14 protein-coding genes are annotated in these 16,884 nt (G+C 43.2%); 3 read left to right on the forward strand and 11 right to left on the reverse strand.

From position 1 onward, the window contains the following. Positions 1–204 precede the first annotated feature (204 nt). From V5J77_RS19165 to V5J77_RS19190, 6 genes are all read right to left on the reverse strand, one after another. On the reverse strand, positions 205–627 hold the full coding sequence (locus V5J77_RS19165) for a hypothetical protein (protein ID WP_338552427.1): 423 nt from the start codon (positions 625–627) through the stop codon (positions 205–207). Positions 628–1,124: 497 nt separating this feature from the next. Further along, positions 1,125–1,346, reverse strand: coding sequence for a hypothetical protein (locus V5J77_RS19170; protein ID WP_338552429.1), 222 nt, complete (start codon positions 1,344–1,346; stop codon positions 1,125–1,127). A 19-nt stretch (positions 1,347–1,365) separates the two neighbouring features. Continuing rightward, entirely contained in the window at positions 1,366–1,695 is a 330-nt protein-coding gene (locus V5J77_RS19175) for a protein tyrosine phosphatase (protein ID WP_338552430.1), read from the reverse strand. A 1-nt stretch (position 1,696) separates the two neighbouring features. Further along, positions 1,697–1,990 carry an antibiotic biosynthesis monooxygenase gene (locus V5J77_RS19180; RefSeq protein ID WP_338552431.1) on the reverse strand — a complete coding sequence of 98 codons (294 nt, stop codon included), beginning with the start codon at positions 1,988–1,990 and terminating at the stop codon, positions 1,697–1,699. A gap of 40 nt (positions 1,991–2,030) precedes the next feature. After that, positions 2,031–2,213, reverse strand: a complete 183-nt coding sequence (locus V5J77_RS19185; protein WP_338552432.1) for a hypothetical protein — start codon at positions 2,211–2,213, stop codon at positions 2,031–2,033. Between the two features lie 51 nt (positions 2,214–2,264). Then, positions 2,265–3,047 (reverse strand): glycerophosphodiester phosphodiesterase family protein, encoded by a 783-nt coding sequence (locus tag V5J77_RS19190; protein ID WP_338552433.1) that lies wholly within the window; start codon positions 3,045–3,047, stop codon positions 2,265–2,267. 523 nt (positions 3,048–3,570) lie between these two features. Here V5J77_RS19190 and V5J77_RS19195 point away from each other — a divergent pair. Then, positions 3,571–4,809 (forward strand): acetylornithine/succinylornithine family transaminase, encoded by a 1,239-nt coding sequence (locus V5J77_RS19195; protein ID WP_338552434.1) that lies wholly within the window; start codon positions 3,571–3,573, stop codon positions 4,807–4,809. 73 nt (positions 4,810–4,882) lie between these two features. Here the strand turns inward: V5J77_RS19195 and uxaC are convergent, their stop codons facing one another. Beyond that, the gene (gene uxaC, locus V5J77_RS19200; protein ID WP_338552435.1) at positions 4,883–6,289 is read right to left on the reverse strand and encodes a glucuronate isomerase; all 1,407 of its coding nucleotides are present in this window, start codon (positions 6,287–6,289) and stop codon (positions 4,883–4,885) included. Position 6,290: 1 nt separating this feature from the next. Beyond that, positions 6,291–7,589 (reverse strand): Gfo/Idh/MocA family oxidoreductase, encoded by a 1,299-nt coding sequence (locus V5J77_RS19205; RefSeq protein ID WP_338552437.1) that lies wholly within the window; start codon positions 7,587–7,589, stop codon positions 6,291–6,293. A gap of 191 nt (positions 7,590–7,780) precedes the next feature. Between V5J77_RS19205 and V5J77_RS19210 the strand changes: the two genes are divergently transcribed. Further along, positions 7,781–8,632 carry an AraC family transcriptional regulator gene (locus V5J77_RS19210; RefSeq protein ID WP_338552438.1) on the forward strand — a complete coding sequence of 284 codons (852 nt, stop codon included), beginning with the start codon at positions 7,781–7,783 and terminating at the stop codon, positions 8,630–8,632. A 68-nt stretch (positions 8,633–8,700) separates the two neighbouring features. Here the strand turns inward: V5J77_RS19210 and V5J77_RS19215 are convergent, their stop codons facing one another. Genes V5J77_RS19215 through V5J77_RS19225 form a run of 3 tightly spaced genes read right to left on the reverse strand, consistent with a single transcriptional unit; the run spans position 8,701 to position 15,509 of the window. Next, entirely contained in the window at positions 8,701–11,397 is a 2,697-nt protein-coding gene (locus V5J77_RS19215) for a hypothetical protein (RefSeq protein WP_338552439.1), read from the reverse strand. Further along, the gene (locus V5J77_RS19220) at positions 11,390–14,761 is read right to left on the reverse strand and encodes a hypothetical protein (RefSeq protein ID WP_338552440.1); all 3,372 of its coding nucleotides are present in this window, start codon (positions 14,759–14,761) and stop codon (positions 11,390–11,392) included. Before V5J77_RS19220 ends, V5J77_RS19215 begins: the two co-directional genes overlap by 8 nt. Continuing rightward, the gene (locus tag V5J77_RS19225) at positions 14,754–15,509 is read right to left on the reverse strand and encodes a hypothetical protein (protein WP_338552441.1); all 756 of its coding nucleotides are present in this window, start codon (positions 15,507–15,509) and stop codon (positions 14,754–14,756) included. Before V5J77_RS19225 ends, V5J77_RS19220 begins: the two co-directional genes overlap by 8 nt. 344 nt (positions 15,510–15,853) lie before the next feature. Here V5J77_RS19225 and V5J77_RS19230 point away from each other — a divergent pair, with 344 nt between their 5' ends. Further along, positions 15,854–16,855, forward strand: a complete 1,002-nt coding sequence (locus V5J77_RS19230) for a Gfo/Idh/MocA family oxidoreductase (RefSeq protein ID WP_338552442.1) — start codon at positions 15,854–15,856, stop codon at positions 16,853–16,855. The last annotated feature ends 29 nt before the right edge of the window (positions 16,856–16,884 follow it).

Raw genomic sequence — 16,884 nt, forward strand, 5'->3', positions numbered from 1 at the left:
TTATATTTCTCGGACTGAAACGCGCCACGCCGCCAGAGGACGGCTTTTGCCATTTCACCTTGCTAGTCCGCTACCCAAACCTAACATGCTTCAAGCACTATGTATGGTGAAAATATTAAACGAATATGTCGAAATTCGCAAGAAAATATTGGACCGCTAATTGCAATCGCTTAAGAAAGAAAAGTAGATTGCAGCGTCCATTTTTCAAAGTTGCTGCTTTAGCTGCCTACTTTTAGTTTCAGCAGCGATTTCCCTAATAAAAGGCGTTATCGCAAAAACATTTTCAATGTCCATCTCATCAAGTTTCGCCCAATAATAAATGGTATTTATATGAATATTAATATCCTTTGTTAGATGATATTTTATGAGCGCAGCTATATTTTTCTCTGTCTTGTTTTCCGAAATGGCATCGTTGTATGATTCAATAATAATGATCATTAAAGCAAATTTTTCTTCGAGATTTAAGTCCATGTTTTCATATGCATGCAGGAATTCAGCGACTCTATTGGAATCAGCAACCTCGTATTCCCAGTCTTGTGTGTATTCACTTGGGGATGGCAGCTTGATTTTCTCTACAAGCCCCTCCACAGCGCTTCGTGTAACATATTTAGGATGTCTATTGTCCATTATTTAGTGCCACCTCTGTATATCATAATTAAAATGAACACCGATATTTTTCTATCTATATATTAGGACAGGCTTTGTGGACACAGCAGGCGCTATTTCAACAAAATCACGGGTTTTGGAGCAGTATGCGGACTCAGGCGCAGCTATTGTGCTGCCGATCAGCATTTTGACGGGATGAAGAGGGGCATAACGGATCTCCTGTCCGCGTACGGCCTTAAATCGGCCCTATAGAAGCAATAGCGGAACCTCAGTCCGCAAAAAAGGAGGGGCTAACACTAGTGGTGCAGTTGCGGCTAGCTGTACCGTAACAGCAACAATCCCATACGGCGGCTTACTGAGCCTTGAATGGTTCCTTGCCCGAAGCAGCATGCTGATTCTAGTAGACTCCCACAGCCAATAAAAATGACGGAGCCCCTAAGCCCCGCCCTCTGCCTCTACCTCTACCTCTACCTCTACCCTATACTCCGGCTCTTCCTCTTCATTTTCATCTTCCTTGCTTACGCCTTCTCCACTTTAAAAACGAACTTCCATTTAGCGACGTTGCCGGAATATCGGCCTCGGTTTTCCACGACCACCACGTCCAGCGTATGCTTCTTGCTCGCGGCCACTGTTGAAGCGTTGAAAGATTTGTTAGCCGCACCCACATCAGGAATTTTGTCCTGCTCGACTGCCGTCGCCTCCAGCTTCACAAGCTCGCTTGGCATTAGCACGTTATTCACTATTTCCCCTTTTATACCATTATTCCATGGGCATATATTCTATAATGGCGGCTTGCAGCCGCTCTATAAGGTCTGCATTCATATATTCGTATTCATCGGGGATGTGGAGGCAAATGACCCTTTTCTCACTTAAAGCATGAGGAAACTTCTCCTGTATACGGCGCAAATGCTTTTTCTCCATGACAAAAATAACATCAGCCCAGCCGATGTGGCCTTCGGTCACTCGCACTCTAGCCTGCGGCTCCGTTCCGGCAGAACGCACCTCATGCCCATCAACACCACTCAGCACCGTTTCAGCCGTCAAACTGCGCCATTTGTTCCGGCTGCAAATAAATAATAGCTTGCTCATTCTACAGCTCGATGCTCGTGTAATGCTCCACGACCGGAAACGGATCATAATAATGATGCAGCAGCCGCTTCCACTCCTGATATTCCGCAGAGCCGCGGAAGCCCTCGGTATGATCCTCCAGCGTCTCCCATTTCACGAGCAGCACGTATTTATTTTGCTCCTCCAAGCAGCGCTGAAGCTCATGGTGGACATAGCCCTTCATACTGGATATAATTTGCGAGGCTTCCTTGAAGCTGGCCTCGAACGAATCAGCGAGTCCCGCCTTAACCTGTAAAATAGCAACCTCCAAAATCATAATTGCACGACCCTCCCGCTTTGTATTCAACCAGTTATTACTATGTTGCCGAAACAAATTGAACGATGCCAATAGACATCAACATCAATAACAAGACAACAACAAAGCCGATGGCAAATTTCAGTCCACCAGGCAAGCCTTGCCGTCTTCCATGCTCTTGCTCCAGCTTCTCCAGCCGCAGCTTAATTTCATCCAGCTCTCTATCCTTGTTCTCCTCCATCATGCGCCACCTCTTCCTCTCATGAATATCCTTATTCTACCACAATAGGAATGTCTATTTTTCACCTTGCTTATCCAGCAGCTGTTTTAATCGTCCGGGAAAATCAGTAATAATGCCATCTACCTGCTTATCAAGCAATGTCAGAAAATCCTGCTCCATATTCACTGTATAAGGATAAACCGCAATATTCGCCTTAGCCGCTTCCGCCGTATCCTCGGCATCAATGCCGCTGTAATGCGGGTGCAGCGAAAATACTTCGCAGCCCATCAGCCCAGCATAAGCTGCTGGCGCAATTAATGCCGCTCCATAAAGCAGACCGATCCGCAGCTCCGGCATACGTGCCTTAAGGCGCGCCAGCAGCTTATGATCGAAGGAGGAAACAATCGTGCGCTCCATACGCCCAGGCTGCTGCAAAAAAGCGTCCAGCGCTTCATCCAGCGCTCCGTTATACGAATCCTTTGCTTCCACATTAATTTCAATATGCTTGGGAAGCAGCGCATAAACCTCCTCCAGCAACGGCGCTCGTTGTCCGCGAAATGCTTCGGCAAATTTGCTGCCCGCATCAGCCTTGCTAATCTCCTCATAATTCATGCTCCGAATCAGGCCGGTCTGTGTCGTCGTGCGATCCAGCGTCGCATCATGGCAGACGACCAGCTTATCGTCGGCTGAAAGATGAATGTCCAGCTCGACCATATCACAGCCTTGATCGGCAGCTAATTGAAAGGAAACGAGCGTATTTTCCGGCGCTTCGCCCGCAGCTCCCCGGTGCCCGATAATAAGCGGGCGCTTCGCCTGTTCTTTGTTCTCTCCAGCTTTTCCTGCCGGTTGCTTATTCATCCTGCCATTATCCTCTCTACCACGTATTTGTGCATTTACAAACATTTATAAGCATTTATAAGCTTCGAACTGATGATTGGCTTATCCCTAAATCGCTAAACAGCGGCTTTGCCGCCAAAGAACGACGACAACCGTTTATGCTTGCTATCCTTGCTATTATAGCAAATGCTAACCGCCAATGTCGGCCTAGATGCTGCTACCCTGTAGCTTCATTCCGCATCCTACTGCAATTCGCTTGGCGTGACCACTATATTCGCTTTGATCATGGTGCCAGCTGGTCTAGTGCTTAGGCTTATTACCGCTTATTACCGCTCAATAAAGCCTTATAAAGCTGCGCGGAATGAAAATATTTCAATGCCTCTTCTCCCTGCCTGCCGCATTATTCCCGGGGAAAATGATGAACAGCGCGAAGCCAGCTTGCCCCTCAGGCCTGCCATGCTCAGCAAATAAGCAGCTGTGTGTTGTATTTTTATTTGTTAAAGTGTATATTTATACACAACAAGACTTTTACGGAGGTTAGACTATGCTTAATTCGAAAAATAAAGATACAGCTGCCTTGCTGGCAGAAGCCAAACAATCTGTGTTATTTACAGCGAATAGACCTGAGGTCGTCATGGAACGCGGGGAAGGCATGTACTTATGGGATACGGAGGGCAAAAAATACCTCGATTTCAGCAGCGGCTGGGCGGTCACCAGCTTAGGGCATTCCCCTAAGGCTTTGCAGGCGGTGATTGCCAAGCAAGCAGGACAGCTCGTGCATGCAAGCCCCGCTTTTTATAATAAGCCAATGGTTGAATTCGCTGAGCTGCTCACAAGCGTGTCCGGCTTTGATAAAGCTTACTTCACCAGCAGCGGCGCCGAAGCGAACGAAACCGCGATTAAACTCGCCCGCAAGCATGGTGCCCTAAATTTAAATGGCGCTTATGAAATCATTACCTTGACGAACAGCTTCCACGGAAGAACGCTCGCCATGATGTCCGCAACGGGCAAAGCGCATTGGGAAAGCCTTTATGCCCCTAAGGTTCCGGGCTTCAAGCATGTTCCTATTAATGATTTTGATGCGTGCTTCGCTGCGATTAGCGACCGCACCTGCGCCATAATGCTGGAGCTCGTCCAAGGGGAAGGCGGCGTCCATTCGGTAGATGCCCCTTACCTGCAAGCGCTGCGCAAGGCATGCGATGTATACGGCATTTTGCTTATTTTTGATGAGGTTCAGACCGGTATGGGCAGAACTGGCAAACTATTTGCCCACGAGCATTATGGTGTTAAACCAGACGTCATGACACTGGCGAAAGGTATTGGCGGCGGATTTCCGCTATCCGCGACACTAACCATGAAGCAATACGATATTTTTGAGCCTGGTGATCAAGGGGGAACGTATACAGGCGGACCGCTTGCAATGGCCGCAGGTCAGGCAGTCGTAGAGGAGATTATTCGTCTGGATTTGGCCACCAATGCGAAGCTGATGGGGGATTTGATGACGGAGAAGCTGGTCGAGCTATCTCACGAGTATGCAATCACCGATATACGCGGCAAGGGCCTGCTGCTCGCCTTCAGCGTCGCAGAAGGGCTAGCGCCACAGCTGGCAGCATGCTGCATGGAGGATGGGCTGATCATCAATGCGCTTAATGCCTCCACGGTTCGGCTTACACCAGCACTCACAGTAGTTGAAGCAGAGATAGACGACCTGTTCAAGCTGCTGGAGCGCGCAATGAGCAAGCTCGGATTGAAAGTGACGGAGAAAGCAACAGCTAGCGCCTAGCTGCAATAAATAATCGGCGTTGTGGAATCTCTGAAAGAAGATTCCACAACGCCGATGCGGCTAAATATAATGATTAAAATTTAAAATAGCTTTTCGCATTGTTGTAGCTGATGTTGCGGACAATGTCGCCCAGCAGCTCACGGTCATCCGGCACCTCGCCGTTTTCCACCCATTCGCCAAGCAAGTTGCACAAAATCCTGCGGAAATACTCATGCCGCGTATACGACAGGAAGCTGCGCGAATCCGTCAGCATGCCGACAAAACGGCTCAGCAGACCGAAGTTCGCAAGCGCCTTCATCTGTACGACCATCCCGTCGCGCGTATCATTGAACCACCAAGCGGAGCCCAATTGGATTTTGCCCGGGATGCCGTCGCCTTGGAAGCTGCCGATGATCGAGCCAAGCACTTCATTGTCCATGGCGTTAAGCGAATATAATATTGTGCGCGGCAGCGCTTCATCCTTCGCCAGCTCATCAAGCAGCTTAACGAGCGGATACGCAAGCGGGCTGTCACCGATGGAATCATAGCCCGTGTCCGGTCCAAGGCGATTAAACATCGCCGTATTATTGTTGCGCGCTGCATTAATATGCAATTGCATCGCCCAGTCATGCTTCGCATACAGCTTGCCGAGGAAGACGAGCGTATACGTTTTGTATTTTTTCTCATCCTCTAGGCTTACGCGGTTTCCAGCAAGTGCGCTAGCAAAAATCGCCGCTGCCTCATCCTTCGTCGTCTCTCCGTAAGGCACATAATCAAGGGCATGATCCGAAACGCGGCAGCCCACCTCGTGGAAAAAGGAAACTCTTGCTTCCAGCGCAGCCAACAAAGCATCGTAGCTATCCAGCTTCTGGCCCGCTGCCTGCTCAAGCTTCGCGATCCATTCAAGGAATCCAGCGCGATTAATTTCCAGCGCCTTATCTGGACGAAACGAAGGCAGCACCGCAACTGGAAAGTCCGACAGCTCTTTAATTTTCAAATGATATTCCAGCGAATCCGCAGGATCATCCGTCGTGCAGACGACCTCAACCTTGGAATTCACAATAAGATCGCGCGCTTTGAAGCCCTCGCCCGCAAGCTTGGCATTTACTTTTTCCCAAATAACCGGCGCATTGCGCTCATTAATTATCTCATCAACGCCGAAGAAGCGCTGCAATTCCAAATGCGACCAATGGTAAAGCGGATTGCCAATCGTCTGCGGTACCGTCCTTGCAAAAGCAAGGAAGCGATCATAGTCACTGACGCCTTCGCCGCCCGTTACATATTTTTCTTCAATGCCGTTCGAACGCATTGCCCGCCATTTATAATGATCGCCATACAGCCAAGCCTCCGTTATATTCGAGAAGCTGATGTTGTCGTAAATTTGCTGTGGGCTCAAATGGCAATGATAATCGATAATCGGCATATCCTTTGCATAATTATGATACAAATCCCGTGCAGGTTCATTTGCCAGCAAAAAATTATCGTCCAAAAACTTAGCCAAGTTAGTCCCTCCTGAATTTAACTAGTTCATCCACCTTCACAGCCAGTCCCGTCTGAATCGATTTATTGGCAGCGATTCCTGTCAAAATCGAACGGGCACCGTCTACATGATTCGCCGCACGGTTAAATTTATCCTCTAAAGGCGTGCCAAAAATATCGTTAAGCAATACCGGATCGCCGCCGCCATGGCCGCCGATTCCTTCTTCAACCTCCACATTGTAAGGAGCGCCGAACATTGGATATACGATAATGCGCTTGCCTTTCAGCGCACCCTCTTGTGATTTTTCACCGCCAGAATTAACATAGGATTGCTCGACAATTTCCATCTCAATCCGGCCCTTCGTGCCGTTAAACGCAATGCGGTAGCCTTCCCATGGCAGATACGCATTAAGCGAATAAGTCAGAATCGCATTGTTTTTGTATCGCACCATGACGCCCATCGTATCTTCAATATTGATGCCATCGCCGAAAACGCTTTGGTCGCGGCGGTATCCATCCTCATGCTCCGCATCAAGATACATCGCCTTGAGGTTCTCATTGCTGTCCATATGCAGTGCGAACGGATCTTCCTTCGCATTCGGATGGCCCGTTGCACGTTCATAGAACTTCGTTTCGCCGCGCGCTTCGGCATTTTCCTTACCATAGAACAGCAGGTCTCCGAAGGCAAAAACAGTGTCTGGCTGCGAGCCGATCCAGAAGTTGACCAAATCGAAGTGATGCGTCGATTTATGAACAAGCAGGCCGCCGCTGTTATTTTTATTGCGGTGCCAACGGCGGAAGTAATCCGCGCCATGCTGCGTATTGAGCAGCCATTCAAAATGCACCGAATTGACCTTGCCAATCGTGCCATCCTCAATTAGCTCTCTCGCCTTCGTATGATGCGGCGCATAGCGATAGTTGAACGTTACGCGAACATTTTTCCCTGTACGTTCTACGGCATCCAGAATTTCCTGGCATTTCTTCTCGTCCACCGTCATCGGCTTCTCCGTAATGACGTCACAGCCCAGCTCCATAGCACGAATGATGTACGTATGATGCGTGCGGTCAACACTAGTTACGATGACGGAATCCGGCTTTTCCTTCGCAATCATCTCGTCGAACTGCTCCGCCTTGTAGGTGTTTACAGCGTGGTAATCATATTTATCGGTTAAACGCTTATTGGCATGGTTTAATCTCGTTTGGTTTGTATCACAAAATGCAAGCAGCTCCGACGTATCTCTGAAATCGGTTGCAATTGCAGCGTAGAAAAACTCAGCTCTTCCTCCCGTTCCTACCAATACGTACTTTTTCTTTTGTGTCATTGCGGCTCACCCTTTGTCTGATTTTTTGAAACGCGCTGCGCCGTTAGAGGTCGGCGACAGCCGTTTTACCTTGATTGTTTAATACGCTTTCATTTTATCGCATATAAGTGTTATAATTCTCCTCATATAGTGCTTAAATAATAAAATATGCCGCATATTTTGCGTTTACTTTGAAAGGAGCATGGAAGGCTATGATTGAAAAAACGCCCGCTTCCTTTGATTATGGAAATTTATCGGATTTGTACATTGAATATATGAAGCGCTCCGAGCCGTTCACGATGCCCAATGATCATTTTCATGACTATTATGAAATTTATTATTTGCTCAGCGGCAAGCGCATTTATTTCGTCCATGACCGCTCTTACCCGGTGGAGCAGGGCGATCTAATCTTCATCTCCCGCCAAGTCGTTCATAAAACGCTGTACGCTGGCGAAGCCTCGCATGAAAGGGTCATTATCCACTTCGATCAGCATTTTCCAGAGTCCTTTGCGCCTGAGCTTCGCGAGCTGATCCTGTCGCCATTCGATCAGCATATTCATGTGCTGCGGCTGCCTCGCCAGGAACAGCTTGTCATGGAGCAGCTCATTCGCAGACTGCTGGAGGAAATTCAACAGCGCCCTCCCGGCTTTGAGCTGTATCCGCCAATCGCAGTTACCGAGCTGCTGCTGCATGCGGCCCGTTATTTGCAAAAGCACGAATTCGTCCCGCTTTCCCATGCTACACCGATGCATGCGAAAATTACCGAAATCGTGCGTTACATTAACCATCACTTCAGTGAAGAGATTAGGCTGAGCGCCATTGCCGAGCAGTTCTATATCAGCTCGTATTATTTAAGCCGCATCTTTAAGGAAATAACCGGCTTCTCCTTCTCCTCCTACTTGACCATTACCCGCATCAAGGAAGCCCAGCGCCTGCTGCGCGAAACCGACCAATCCATAACGGAAATTGCCGCCGCCACCGGCTTCGACAATTTCTCCCACTTTGGCAAAACGTTCAAAAAAATAACGCGCCTCTCGCCGCGGGATTATCGGAAGCATTTGTAGACATTTAGGCGAGGTAGGCCCAATGAAATGGAAAAAGCAGCTCCTGTTTAGGAGACTGCCTGCCTTTTCTATTTCAATTTCATAATGATGCTATCAAGCTCTTTAATCAAATTTTCTTTACTGATCGTTCGATCCTGAATAAAGGAGGTCATGACACCCCAATCACGAATTTTCTCAATCCATTCCAATATCGCATCCCGAGAGTAACCCTTATCCTGTAATAAGTAAAAAATGTATGAAAGCTCATTGCTAATGCTTGTATTAAAAACGGCTGGATCATCCGAATTAATTGAAATGACTAAGCCTTTGCCTGAGTATCTGTCATTTTCCAAACCATTCGTATTAAAGCTTGTCACCGGATGACTAAATAGTTTTTCAATTCCAGATATGGCCAGGTTCGACGTTGGATTGGTTTCAACGACAATCCCTTTATCGTTTAGTTTATTTCTAACGTAGCTTTGTAAGCTGTCTAACAAGCGGGCTTCGTTTTCCCCTATCTTTATTTGAATCACTTCGTACATGCGTTCTAAAAAACACTTGCAATGATTGGCATGAATCAGCTTGGACTCATTCCAATAAGAGGCTTCCCCCGTTCCTTGCTTGCAGAAATGCTGCTCTGGCAACGTCCATTCATTTCTCCACTTACCCGTTCTTCCTGTTTCAGAAACACATACCTGATGAATCATGGCTTCATCCGTTTTAAACGGCTTGAATTTCCCTTGATAAGCCTTCCACAGCACAAATAAAGTAATGCCCTCAACGTTATAATAAATCTTCTCGACCTGCAGCATAATTTCCCGTTCTATACCCAGCAGGTCTATTTCTAAATTGTGCTTTTTCTCTAAAAAAGCTTGTCCCCACAGCCAAAGGAGATTTTCCATATATTCAATTCGAGGTAGGACAACGACGGGATTTTCCTTGCACCAGCCTTCTGCATCAACCCCTAGAGCAAGACCATGACCGATTCGATCCGACACTCGATAATTAAAATGCTCGATAACCTCATCAACATGACGCAGGCCTGATAGAAGATGCCTGAATTCCTCGCCAACATGGTAGGTAAAGCCTAAGGTTTGAATCGGTTCTCCTGATTCCAACAGCCTGATTTTGCTAACGGGACTATTGCGAACGTGACGAAAAATAGGAGCAAACACCCATGGCTCTGTATTATTTTCCAGACTTGCAGCATCAAGCCCTACTATATATCTGGATAAGCCAGGGATTCTCTCTCTTAAATCATTAATAACGTCGACTGTTTCACGATATTTCTTCTGCAGGCTGCCATAAAAATAGTTCTCATGTCGTAAAAATGCTCGATTGACATCAGCATACCAGCATTTTTCATAAAACGTTTCATCTTGTGCTTTAAGAAAATGAAAAACGACACCCATCTGAGGAATTTGATCGTAGGGCAATTTATTATCCTGCACAATGCTCTTATACGTCTCGAAAAAAATGATTAGATTGCGCTTGAGTGACTGACTCATCTCATGAGCCGTACCACGAGTCGGAGGACTCACTCGGATTTCCAGCTTCTTTAAATTATTGTTGTAGATTTGATTTCGAATGGCATGCTCTAGCTGATTTTGAGAAATGGAGGTAGCTGCGGAGAAAAAATGACGAAAATAATCCAGCCCCTCCACAAAGTTGCCTTGTGTTACCCCTTGGTACACGATATTTTTAATACGCAAATATTGCCAAAACAGCTGGGTCAAGTGAGGGTCTTTATCCCTATCCGATTGTTCCATTATGTACTTCATTACCTGGAATAAAAAAACATTTTCATCGGTTGTGTGCAGATCCTCCAGACCAAATAAAAGCTTAACGATTTCCGTTGATGTATCCATATTTTTTCCAGAGTCGTCCGTAATGTCGCTTAATAGCTCTTTGTGCAGCTTTTTATAATTTTGCTCAATTGGAGCTCCGTTTCTAGTTAAATACCACTCTATACAACGATTGTATTTATCAAACTGCTCGATGAAGCAATCATGCTCCGCATTTGCTAAATATTTCGAAATCATAATGCGAATCAGGCCGCTCATTCGAATCGAATGCTCCAAATGAGGATCCGCAACCATTTTATCTAATTTAGTCAGTTTAATTTTGCTGCTTTCCAGATTGATATTCATTAAATCCTGCCACATCATATTGAAATTGATGCCTGCGCTAATATGAATATGCGTTTCTGCCAAACCACGCTCCATTATTCTGTCCAACTGCATGTCTCCAAGATTAATCAGCCAATAATAGCCATTCAAATACTCGGGCTTGGTCATCTTATTATTAAGCAAATACATCACTACTAATATGTCAATGCAGAACATACGGGACAGCACATTCCAAACCTCGATTTTATTGAGGCCCTCAAAGGCACTAAACAGCTTTTCATCGTTCTCGCTTTTCCAATATTTCAAAGCTATTTTGCCATTTCGATGAGTAATGAAGGACTTAGTGAGCTTATTTAGCTGCCCAATATAAATTTCATCCTCTGAATAAACCTCGGCAAACACCTTCATCGGAAAATATTGCTCCAGCAGCAAATTTATCGTATCAAAGCTTTTAATATAGTGGCTTCCCACAAGCTCCTGCTGCACTTTCTTTTTCAACTGCTCGTACTGCTCATACTTCTTGTATTTCTCCTTACCTTCCCCCGAATTAGTCGAAACATGAATTAAATTTCGGAACAACGGCTCCTTTACAAACAGAAATTCGGTAAGCGGAAGAGTCGCCATCTTGGAAATTAGCCCTGTAAAATGCTTAATCATTGCTGTTACCAACTGACATTTCTTTATTATATAGATAGGCTAATGCCTGAATAAGAAACTCCAACTCCTCTTGGTAGACACGTCGCTTAGCATCATTCTCTACTCGCCTTATTTCCTGACTCACTTCGTTTGGCGTACTCTCGTATATTAATCCTCTTAATAGCTCTTTAATTTCAATAATTTCTATTGGGTTGTGATTCTTATCTTCATTCAAATATTTTTCAATTGTGCGTACAAAGCCATCAAGCTTGATTTTTTTTATTTGGCCATTTGACAATAGCTTTCTCTGAATACCTCTAAGCTCCAGAACAATCTGTTCTTCTTGGAACTTATTAATTAAAGTATTCAGACGAGAAATGTCAATATCCTGATTCGAATATTGTTCCTCCAGCTCATCGAATTTAGAAAGCAATTCATCTTTAATTCTATATATTTTTAATAACGCATTATCCTCAGTTAACACTGCCGCTATTTCGCTGAATTTGAATAATCCAATATTACGAAAGAAAATCTCCATAACCTTCTCGATATTTTCCCCTTCTATCGACATTTCTTCAATTATCCCATCCGATATTTGAAGCTTTACTCCTCTCCTTTCAGCAATGGTATTAAGCTTTAAAGACAATTGCCCATTATTGAGCTTACTAATCACGTTGTTCACAATCTCATATATATAGCTGTAAAAATTGACTACAGCAAAGTTTCTAAAGGCGTTATACGACTTAGTTCGTGTTGCAGATTTCATACCCTCTTCCAAATAAATCAATGGCTCAACATACGCCCCATAGTATAAATCCTCTTTTTTCGCTATTAAAAATGAAAAGTCATGATACTTCTCAATTTGTAAATCTCTATACTCTAAATCTTTTACACGCTGTTCGCTATAATTAAATGAATGCAAGTAATTCTTAATGTTTTCAGGAATTCCTTCAGCGATAATTTTAGAATAAACTACTCTCGCTCTTTTCTCTTTCAATCTATTTAATAAAATTGTCTCGTTTTGTTTACTATGATTTATTATAAACATATTCATTCTTTCAACAAGAAACTTTTGGAAAATACCTAACTTTTGTATGGCGTTTTCCACATTAAAATCAAATTCATCTTGTTGTCTTCGTCCTAACTTCATTAAATTATCATAGTCAATGTATAAATCAACTTTCATAATAAATCTGTTATCCCAAATAATATTGTGTATGTTTTTAAGGATATCCTCAAAAAAGCTTTTTTCTTGCACTTCGTTCAATTGATCTGGAAAAACCGTCGCAAAATAATTACAAACCGTAAGATCAACTAATGTTTGAAGTCTCTCGTTGTAGTCTTCAAAATCGATCATCAGAGAATTGTAAATCTCCCTTTTTGAATAATCTAAGAATATCTGATAGGACGGATTTTTCTCTTTGAAATCAAAAGCATAATGACTGATTACTTCTCTATATCTACTCTCGTAAAAATCAAAATCTATTTCATCAAAAAGAGTTTGATGTATTGGTGAACTAATATCTTTGAAGTCCTCTAATATTTTAATAATGATATCTACTTTCATCTTTGAGGAATTGTTTGATATCGATTCATAATGCTCTAGCCAGACAGGATCATCAAAAAAACGTTCACTATAATCAGAAAATTCATTATTAATAATTTCTATGTATTTGCTTGAATAAATACGTCTCGAATAAATATCCTGCATTTGTTCAACTTCAAAAAGCCCATTAAGCCTTGAATATACAGCAAATACGTCTCTCACATTAAAGGTTGCAGGAATCAAACGTTGATACTCCGACATACCTAACACTAAATTCAAGTCTATTCCATATTCTTTTCCTGAAATGCTGCTGACTTTAGTAGTCACCCAGCACTCGACAAAATACAGAAAATGAACAATTAAAATCCATTCTTTTTTACTTAACTTATTTTCTGAAGCAGCGTAAAATCTTAATTTTTGATGATGGATTTCAACAACAATATCACTACGATCTGACATTTGGTAAGAATTCAATGTATACAATTGTTTAATTAAATGCTGATTCTCGCGCAATGTGAGATTGGTTTCAATGATGATTTCAAATAATTTCTCGCAATAAAAAAGAAATTCAGCTCTTTTTTTGATTTTTTTACTACTCTCATCAAAATGAATAGATATATTAGAGAGTAAATAGCTGTACACGTTCAACAGCCCTCGCGGCTTGTCGTCGAAAATTTGAAAAAATGCTGGGATTTCTACTAACTCTTTTATTTCTCCTACTTCATTACTGCTAGTATAGTAAAAAGGAACTTCTGCTTCATCAAACAAATTGCCTACTAATTCTTTCATCGTAATGACTTCCGTCGCATCTTGATTTACATCTTTAAACACAGCAAAATCCATTTTTGAACTATTTGTCAGCTTTCGCAAAGAAAATCGGCGGGAGTAGGGCATAATTTTTTTTAAAAAGTCATAAACCAATTCTCTTTGTGAATCCAATATTATCCTTTCTTTTACTATGTGATTATTCATAAATCTGTAGCTGCCTTGTTGCAGCAAAAGCTCACTTATCATATCCTCCTGAAATTTTAGGATATCGCCTGAAATAAACGTAACGATATTGGGATGATTGAAATACTTCAATACTACGTTAAGAACCTCATTGCAGCGTTTGGGGTTAAGGTCAACATCATCAAAGAAAACAAATATTAGATGCTTCCCTGCATTATCGCCGTTTAACACCTCAATAAGTGTGTCGAATAGCTCGCCCAATTTTGCAGTCAGCTCTAGTTCCGAGACCAAGGCTTCCTTTCTCTCTTGTGTATAATCCGACACGCCGGAAAAATGCTCCTCGATTACTTTGTTGTAGCCCTTTTTACGATATATATACAGGGAAAATACCTTATCCCACAACATATCAAGCTTTGTTTTCTCTTGATAAATACAGCTAGCTAGCGTATCTGATGTACGGGAAACATTAGGACGTTGTTTTTTATAATACTTTTCAATTCTCTCCTTGTTTGTATCAATGAACGCTTTTATATTCAACAAAATTACCCCTAATATATCAGAGGTATCCTCCAGCATTTCAGGAACAATAACATCTAGAAAAACATCCGTTTCATGATGCTGTTTCATTAGCATTCTACGAAGCGTTAACATAACAGAGCTTTTCCCGCTCCCTCGCTCCCCCAAAATACTAATGACATTATTAAAGTCCAGTTTCTCTTCATCCTCTTTCCTTCCTTTACGTGAAGCCGCCACCTCAACAGCTGTCTCCCTTATTTGCTCAATCTGCGTAATGACCTCCAGCCAATTTGGCAACACCATAGCCATACTCTCTTCATTCAACTGATGTTCACCAATTTTAATATTTTGAGGTTTAATTCTCTTATTCATTTTCAATATCTCCCTCGTGCGCTTTCGCCAGCAGCAGCAGCGCTTCATTTCCTGTTCTTAATCTTTCTGTTAAATAAAACTCAAAAAACAGATTTGCTACTACAGTGCATATTACACCTACTATAGCGGCTATCGTTTTTTCAATAGAACTGATTGAACTTAAATTAAGTAATTCATTAATCCCAAAACTAGCAACAATAACAAAGAGATAAGTCGCAATGATTAAAAAAACGAGAAAAAACGAACGATATAAAATCATTTTTGTAAGGAGAATATTTAGTCCGGAGGATTCTTCCCTGCTAGTCGCGCAAACATTAGCCCATCTGTACAGCGTAACCCATTTATTTCTGGGGCTGACGTTCCGCATATTGATTTTATACTTGCGAGTAAGTACACGCTCGACAGTTTGTAGCAGATTTTCATTTTCTGAATATACAATTTTAGTAATATTAACCATATATTTAGATTCTATGTATTTAGCACATTTCTCTGAAGTAGCCGCAATGACCAAACCTGTTATATAGCACATAATGATTACACAAAGGATCATCACCGTCTTTTCACTATCGAGAAACTGCAAGAAGGAGCTATATCCCCCACCTGTATTCCAGCCTGTCAAGTTAAATGTTCGTTCAACAAAATTGTTATTAAATAAATCAAACGTAATTATACGTAAAGAAAATAACAGCAAAAAACCCGGTATAAAAATTCCTGCAAAGTCATACAGAAAATCTTCCAGTCTTTGCATTTCCCCACCCCTCTACTAGTAATAAAGACTCATCTATATTACCATAATTTCCTTTTTCAATACACAATTCTACAAAAAACGACTATATGTTTTTTCTTCACAAAACATCAATTTCTTTCACGTGATCAACACGATGCCTCAATTAACTTAATATTTCAAAAAACATTTTAATTAACTCAAAACCTCCAACGATTTCAAATGTGTTTACTCTGTCATTACATTCAAAAACACGTCGTAATCTTATACACAGAAAGTCACTTAATTAGACTAATAAAATTAAAATCTCTGTGCTAAATTTACTGTGATGTCTCAATTTTGTATACTAGGTTGGGAGAAGTGATGAGATGATTAAAATAGGTAAAATTAGCTACTGGCATGTACATGCTTGGGATTATACGAAGGAAGCGCAGGCGCATCCGGATACAGAAATTACAGCGGTATGGGATGAGCTTCCAGAGCGCGGCCAAGCGGCTGCTGACAAGCTCGGCGTTCCTTTCTACAGCAATTTGGATGATATGCTCGCAAGCGACATTGATGCGGTTATCGTAGACGCTCCGTCCAACATTCACCGCGATGTTATGATTGCGGCTGCACGTGCAGGCAAGCATATTTTCACAGAAAAGGTTATCGCTCCTACGCTTAAAGAAGTAAATGAAGTCATCGAAGCGGTATCTGAGAATAAGGTGAAGCTTACCGTTTCCCTGCCAAGGCTGAATGCAGGCTATACGCTGGCGATTCAGGATATTTTGGCGCAAGGCCTGCTCGGCAAAGTTACGCTAGTACGGGTTAGATTGTCGCATGATGGCGCTACGAGAAACTGGCTGCCTGAGCACTTCTACAGCTTGGAGCAATGCGGCGGCGGCGCCTTGATCGACTTGGGCTGCCACCCGATGTATTTGACCCGTCTGTTCCTCGGTGAGCAGCCTGTTGAAGCATCAGCGCAATATGGTTATGTAACCGGGAAAGAAGTCGAAGACAACGCTGTTGTCCTGTTAAAAACAGCATCAGGCGCAGTCGGTATCGTCGAAGCAGGCTTCGTCAATGCCCACTCCCCTTTCACAATCGAAATTCACGGCACGCAAGGCACCTTAATGTACGGCACACCGGATGACCGCCTGCTGCTGCGGACGAACGTGAACGGTGAAGACGCTGCGAAGCAGTGGCAGGAGCAAGTGCTCCCCGACTCGCGTCCAGGCGCTTTCAATCAATTTGTCGATCATATTGCAAGCCATACCGAAGCTGTGGAAAATGTTCAGCTTGCTGTTGAGCTAACGAAGCTGGTTGAAGCAGCGAACCGCTCCTCGCGCGAAGGAAAAGCAATTCGTATTGATGAGCTGGCGCAATAATAGACTACAGCATTATTTTTTTACATTAA

The sequence above is a fragment of the Paenibacillus sp. KS-LC4 genome (assembly GCF_036894955.1).
Lineage (GTDB): Bacteria > Bacillota > Bacilli > Paenibacillales > Paenibacillaceae > Pristimantibacillus.

What these genes read in the sequence shown, in the direction of transcription:
- V5J77_RS19165 (WP_338552427.1), bottom strand. Translation starts at nt 627, where the DNA reads ATGGACAATAGACATCCTAAATATGTTACACGAAGCGCTGTGGAGGGG.
- V5J77_RS19230 (WP_338552442.1), top strand. Translation starts at nt 15,854, where the DNA reads ATGATTAAAATAGGTAAAATTAGCTACTGGCATGTACATGCTTGGGAT.
- V5J77_RS19195 (WP_338552434.1), top strand. Translation starts at nt 3,571, where the DNA reads ATGCTTAATTCGAAAAATAAAGATACAGCTGCCTTGCTGGCAGAAGCC.
- V5J77_RS19190 (WP_338552433.1), bottom strand. Translation starts at nt 3,047, where the DNA reads ATGAATAAGCAACCGGCAGGAAAAGCTGGAGAGAACAAAGAACAGGCG.
- V5J77_RS19185 (WP_338552432.1), bottom strand. Translation starts at nt 2,213, where the DNA reads ATGATGGAGGAGAACAAGGATAGAGAGCTGGATGAAATTAAGCTGCGG.
- V5J77_RS19210 (WP_338552438.1), top strand. Translation starts at nt 7,781, where the DNA reads ATGATTGAAAAAACGCCCGCTTCCTTTGATTATGGAAATTTATCGGAT.
- V5J77_RS19180 (WP_338552431.1), bottom strand. Translation starts at nt 1,990, where the DNA reads ATGATTTTGGAGGTTGCTATTTTACAGGTTAAGGCGGGACTCGCTGAT.
- V5J77_RS19225 (WP_338552441.1), bottom strand. Translation starts at nt 15,509, where the DNA reads ATGCAAAGACTGGAAGATTTTCTGTATGACTTTGCAGGAATTTTTATA.
- V5J77_RS19175 (WP_338552430.1), bottom strand. Translation starts at nt 1,695, where the DNA reads ATGAGCAAGCTATTATTTATTTGCAGCCGGAACAAATGGCGCAGTTTG.
- V5J77_RS19215 (WP_338552439.1), bottom strand. Translation starts at nt 11,397, where the DNA reads ATGATTAAGCATTTTACAGGGCTAATTTCCAAGATGGCGACTCTTCCG.
- V5J77_RS19205 (WP_338552437.1), bottom strand. Translation starts at nt 7,589, where the DNA reads ATGACACAAAAGAAAAAGTACGTATTGGTAGGAACGGGAGGAAGAGCT.
- V5J77_RS19220 (WP_338552440.1), bottom strand. Translation starts at nt 14,761, where the DNA reads ATGAATAAGAGAATTAAACCTCAAAATATTAAAATTGGTGAACATCAG.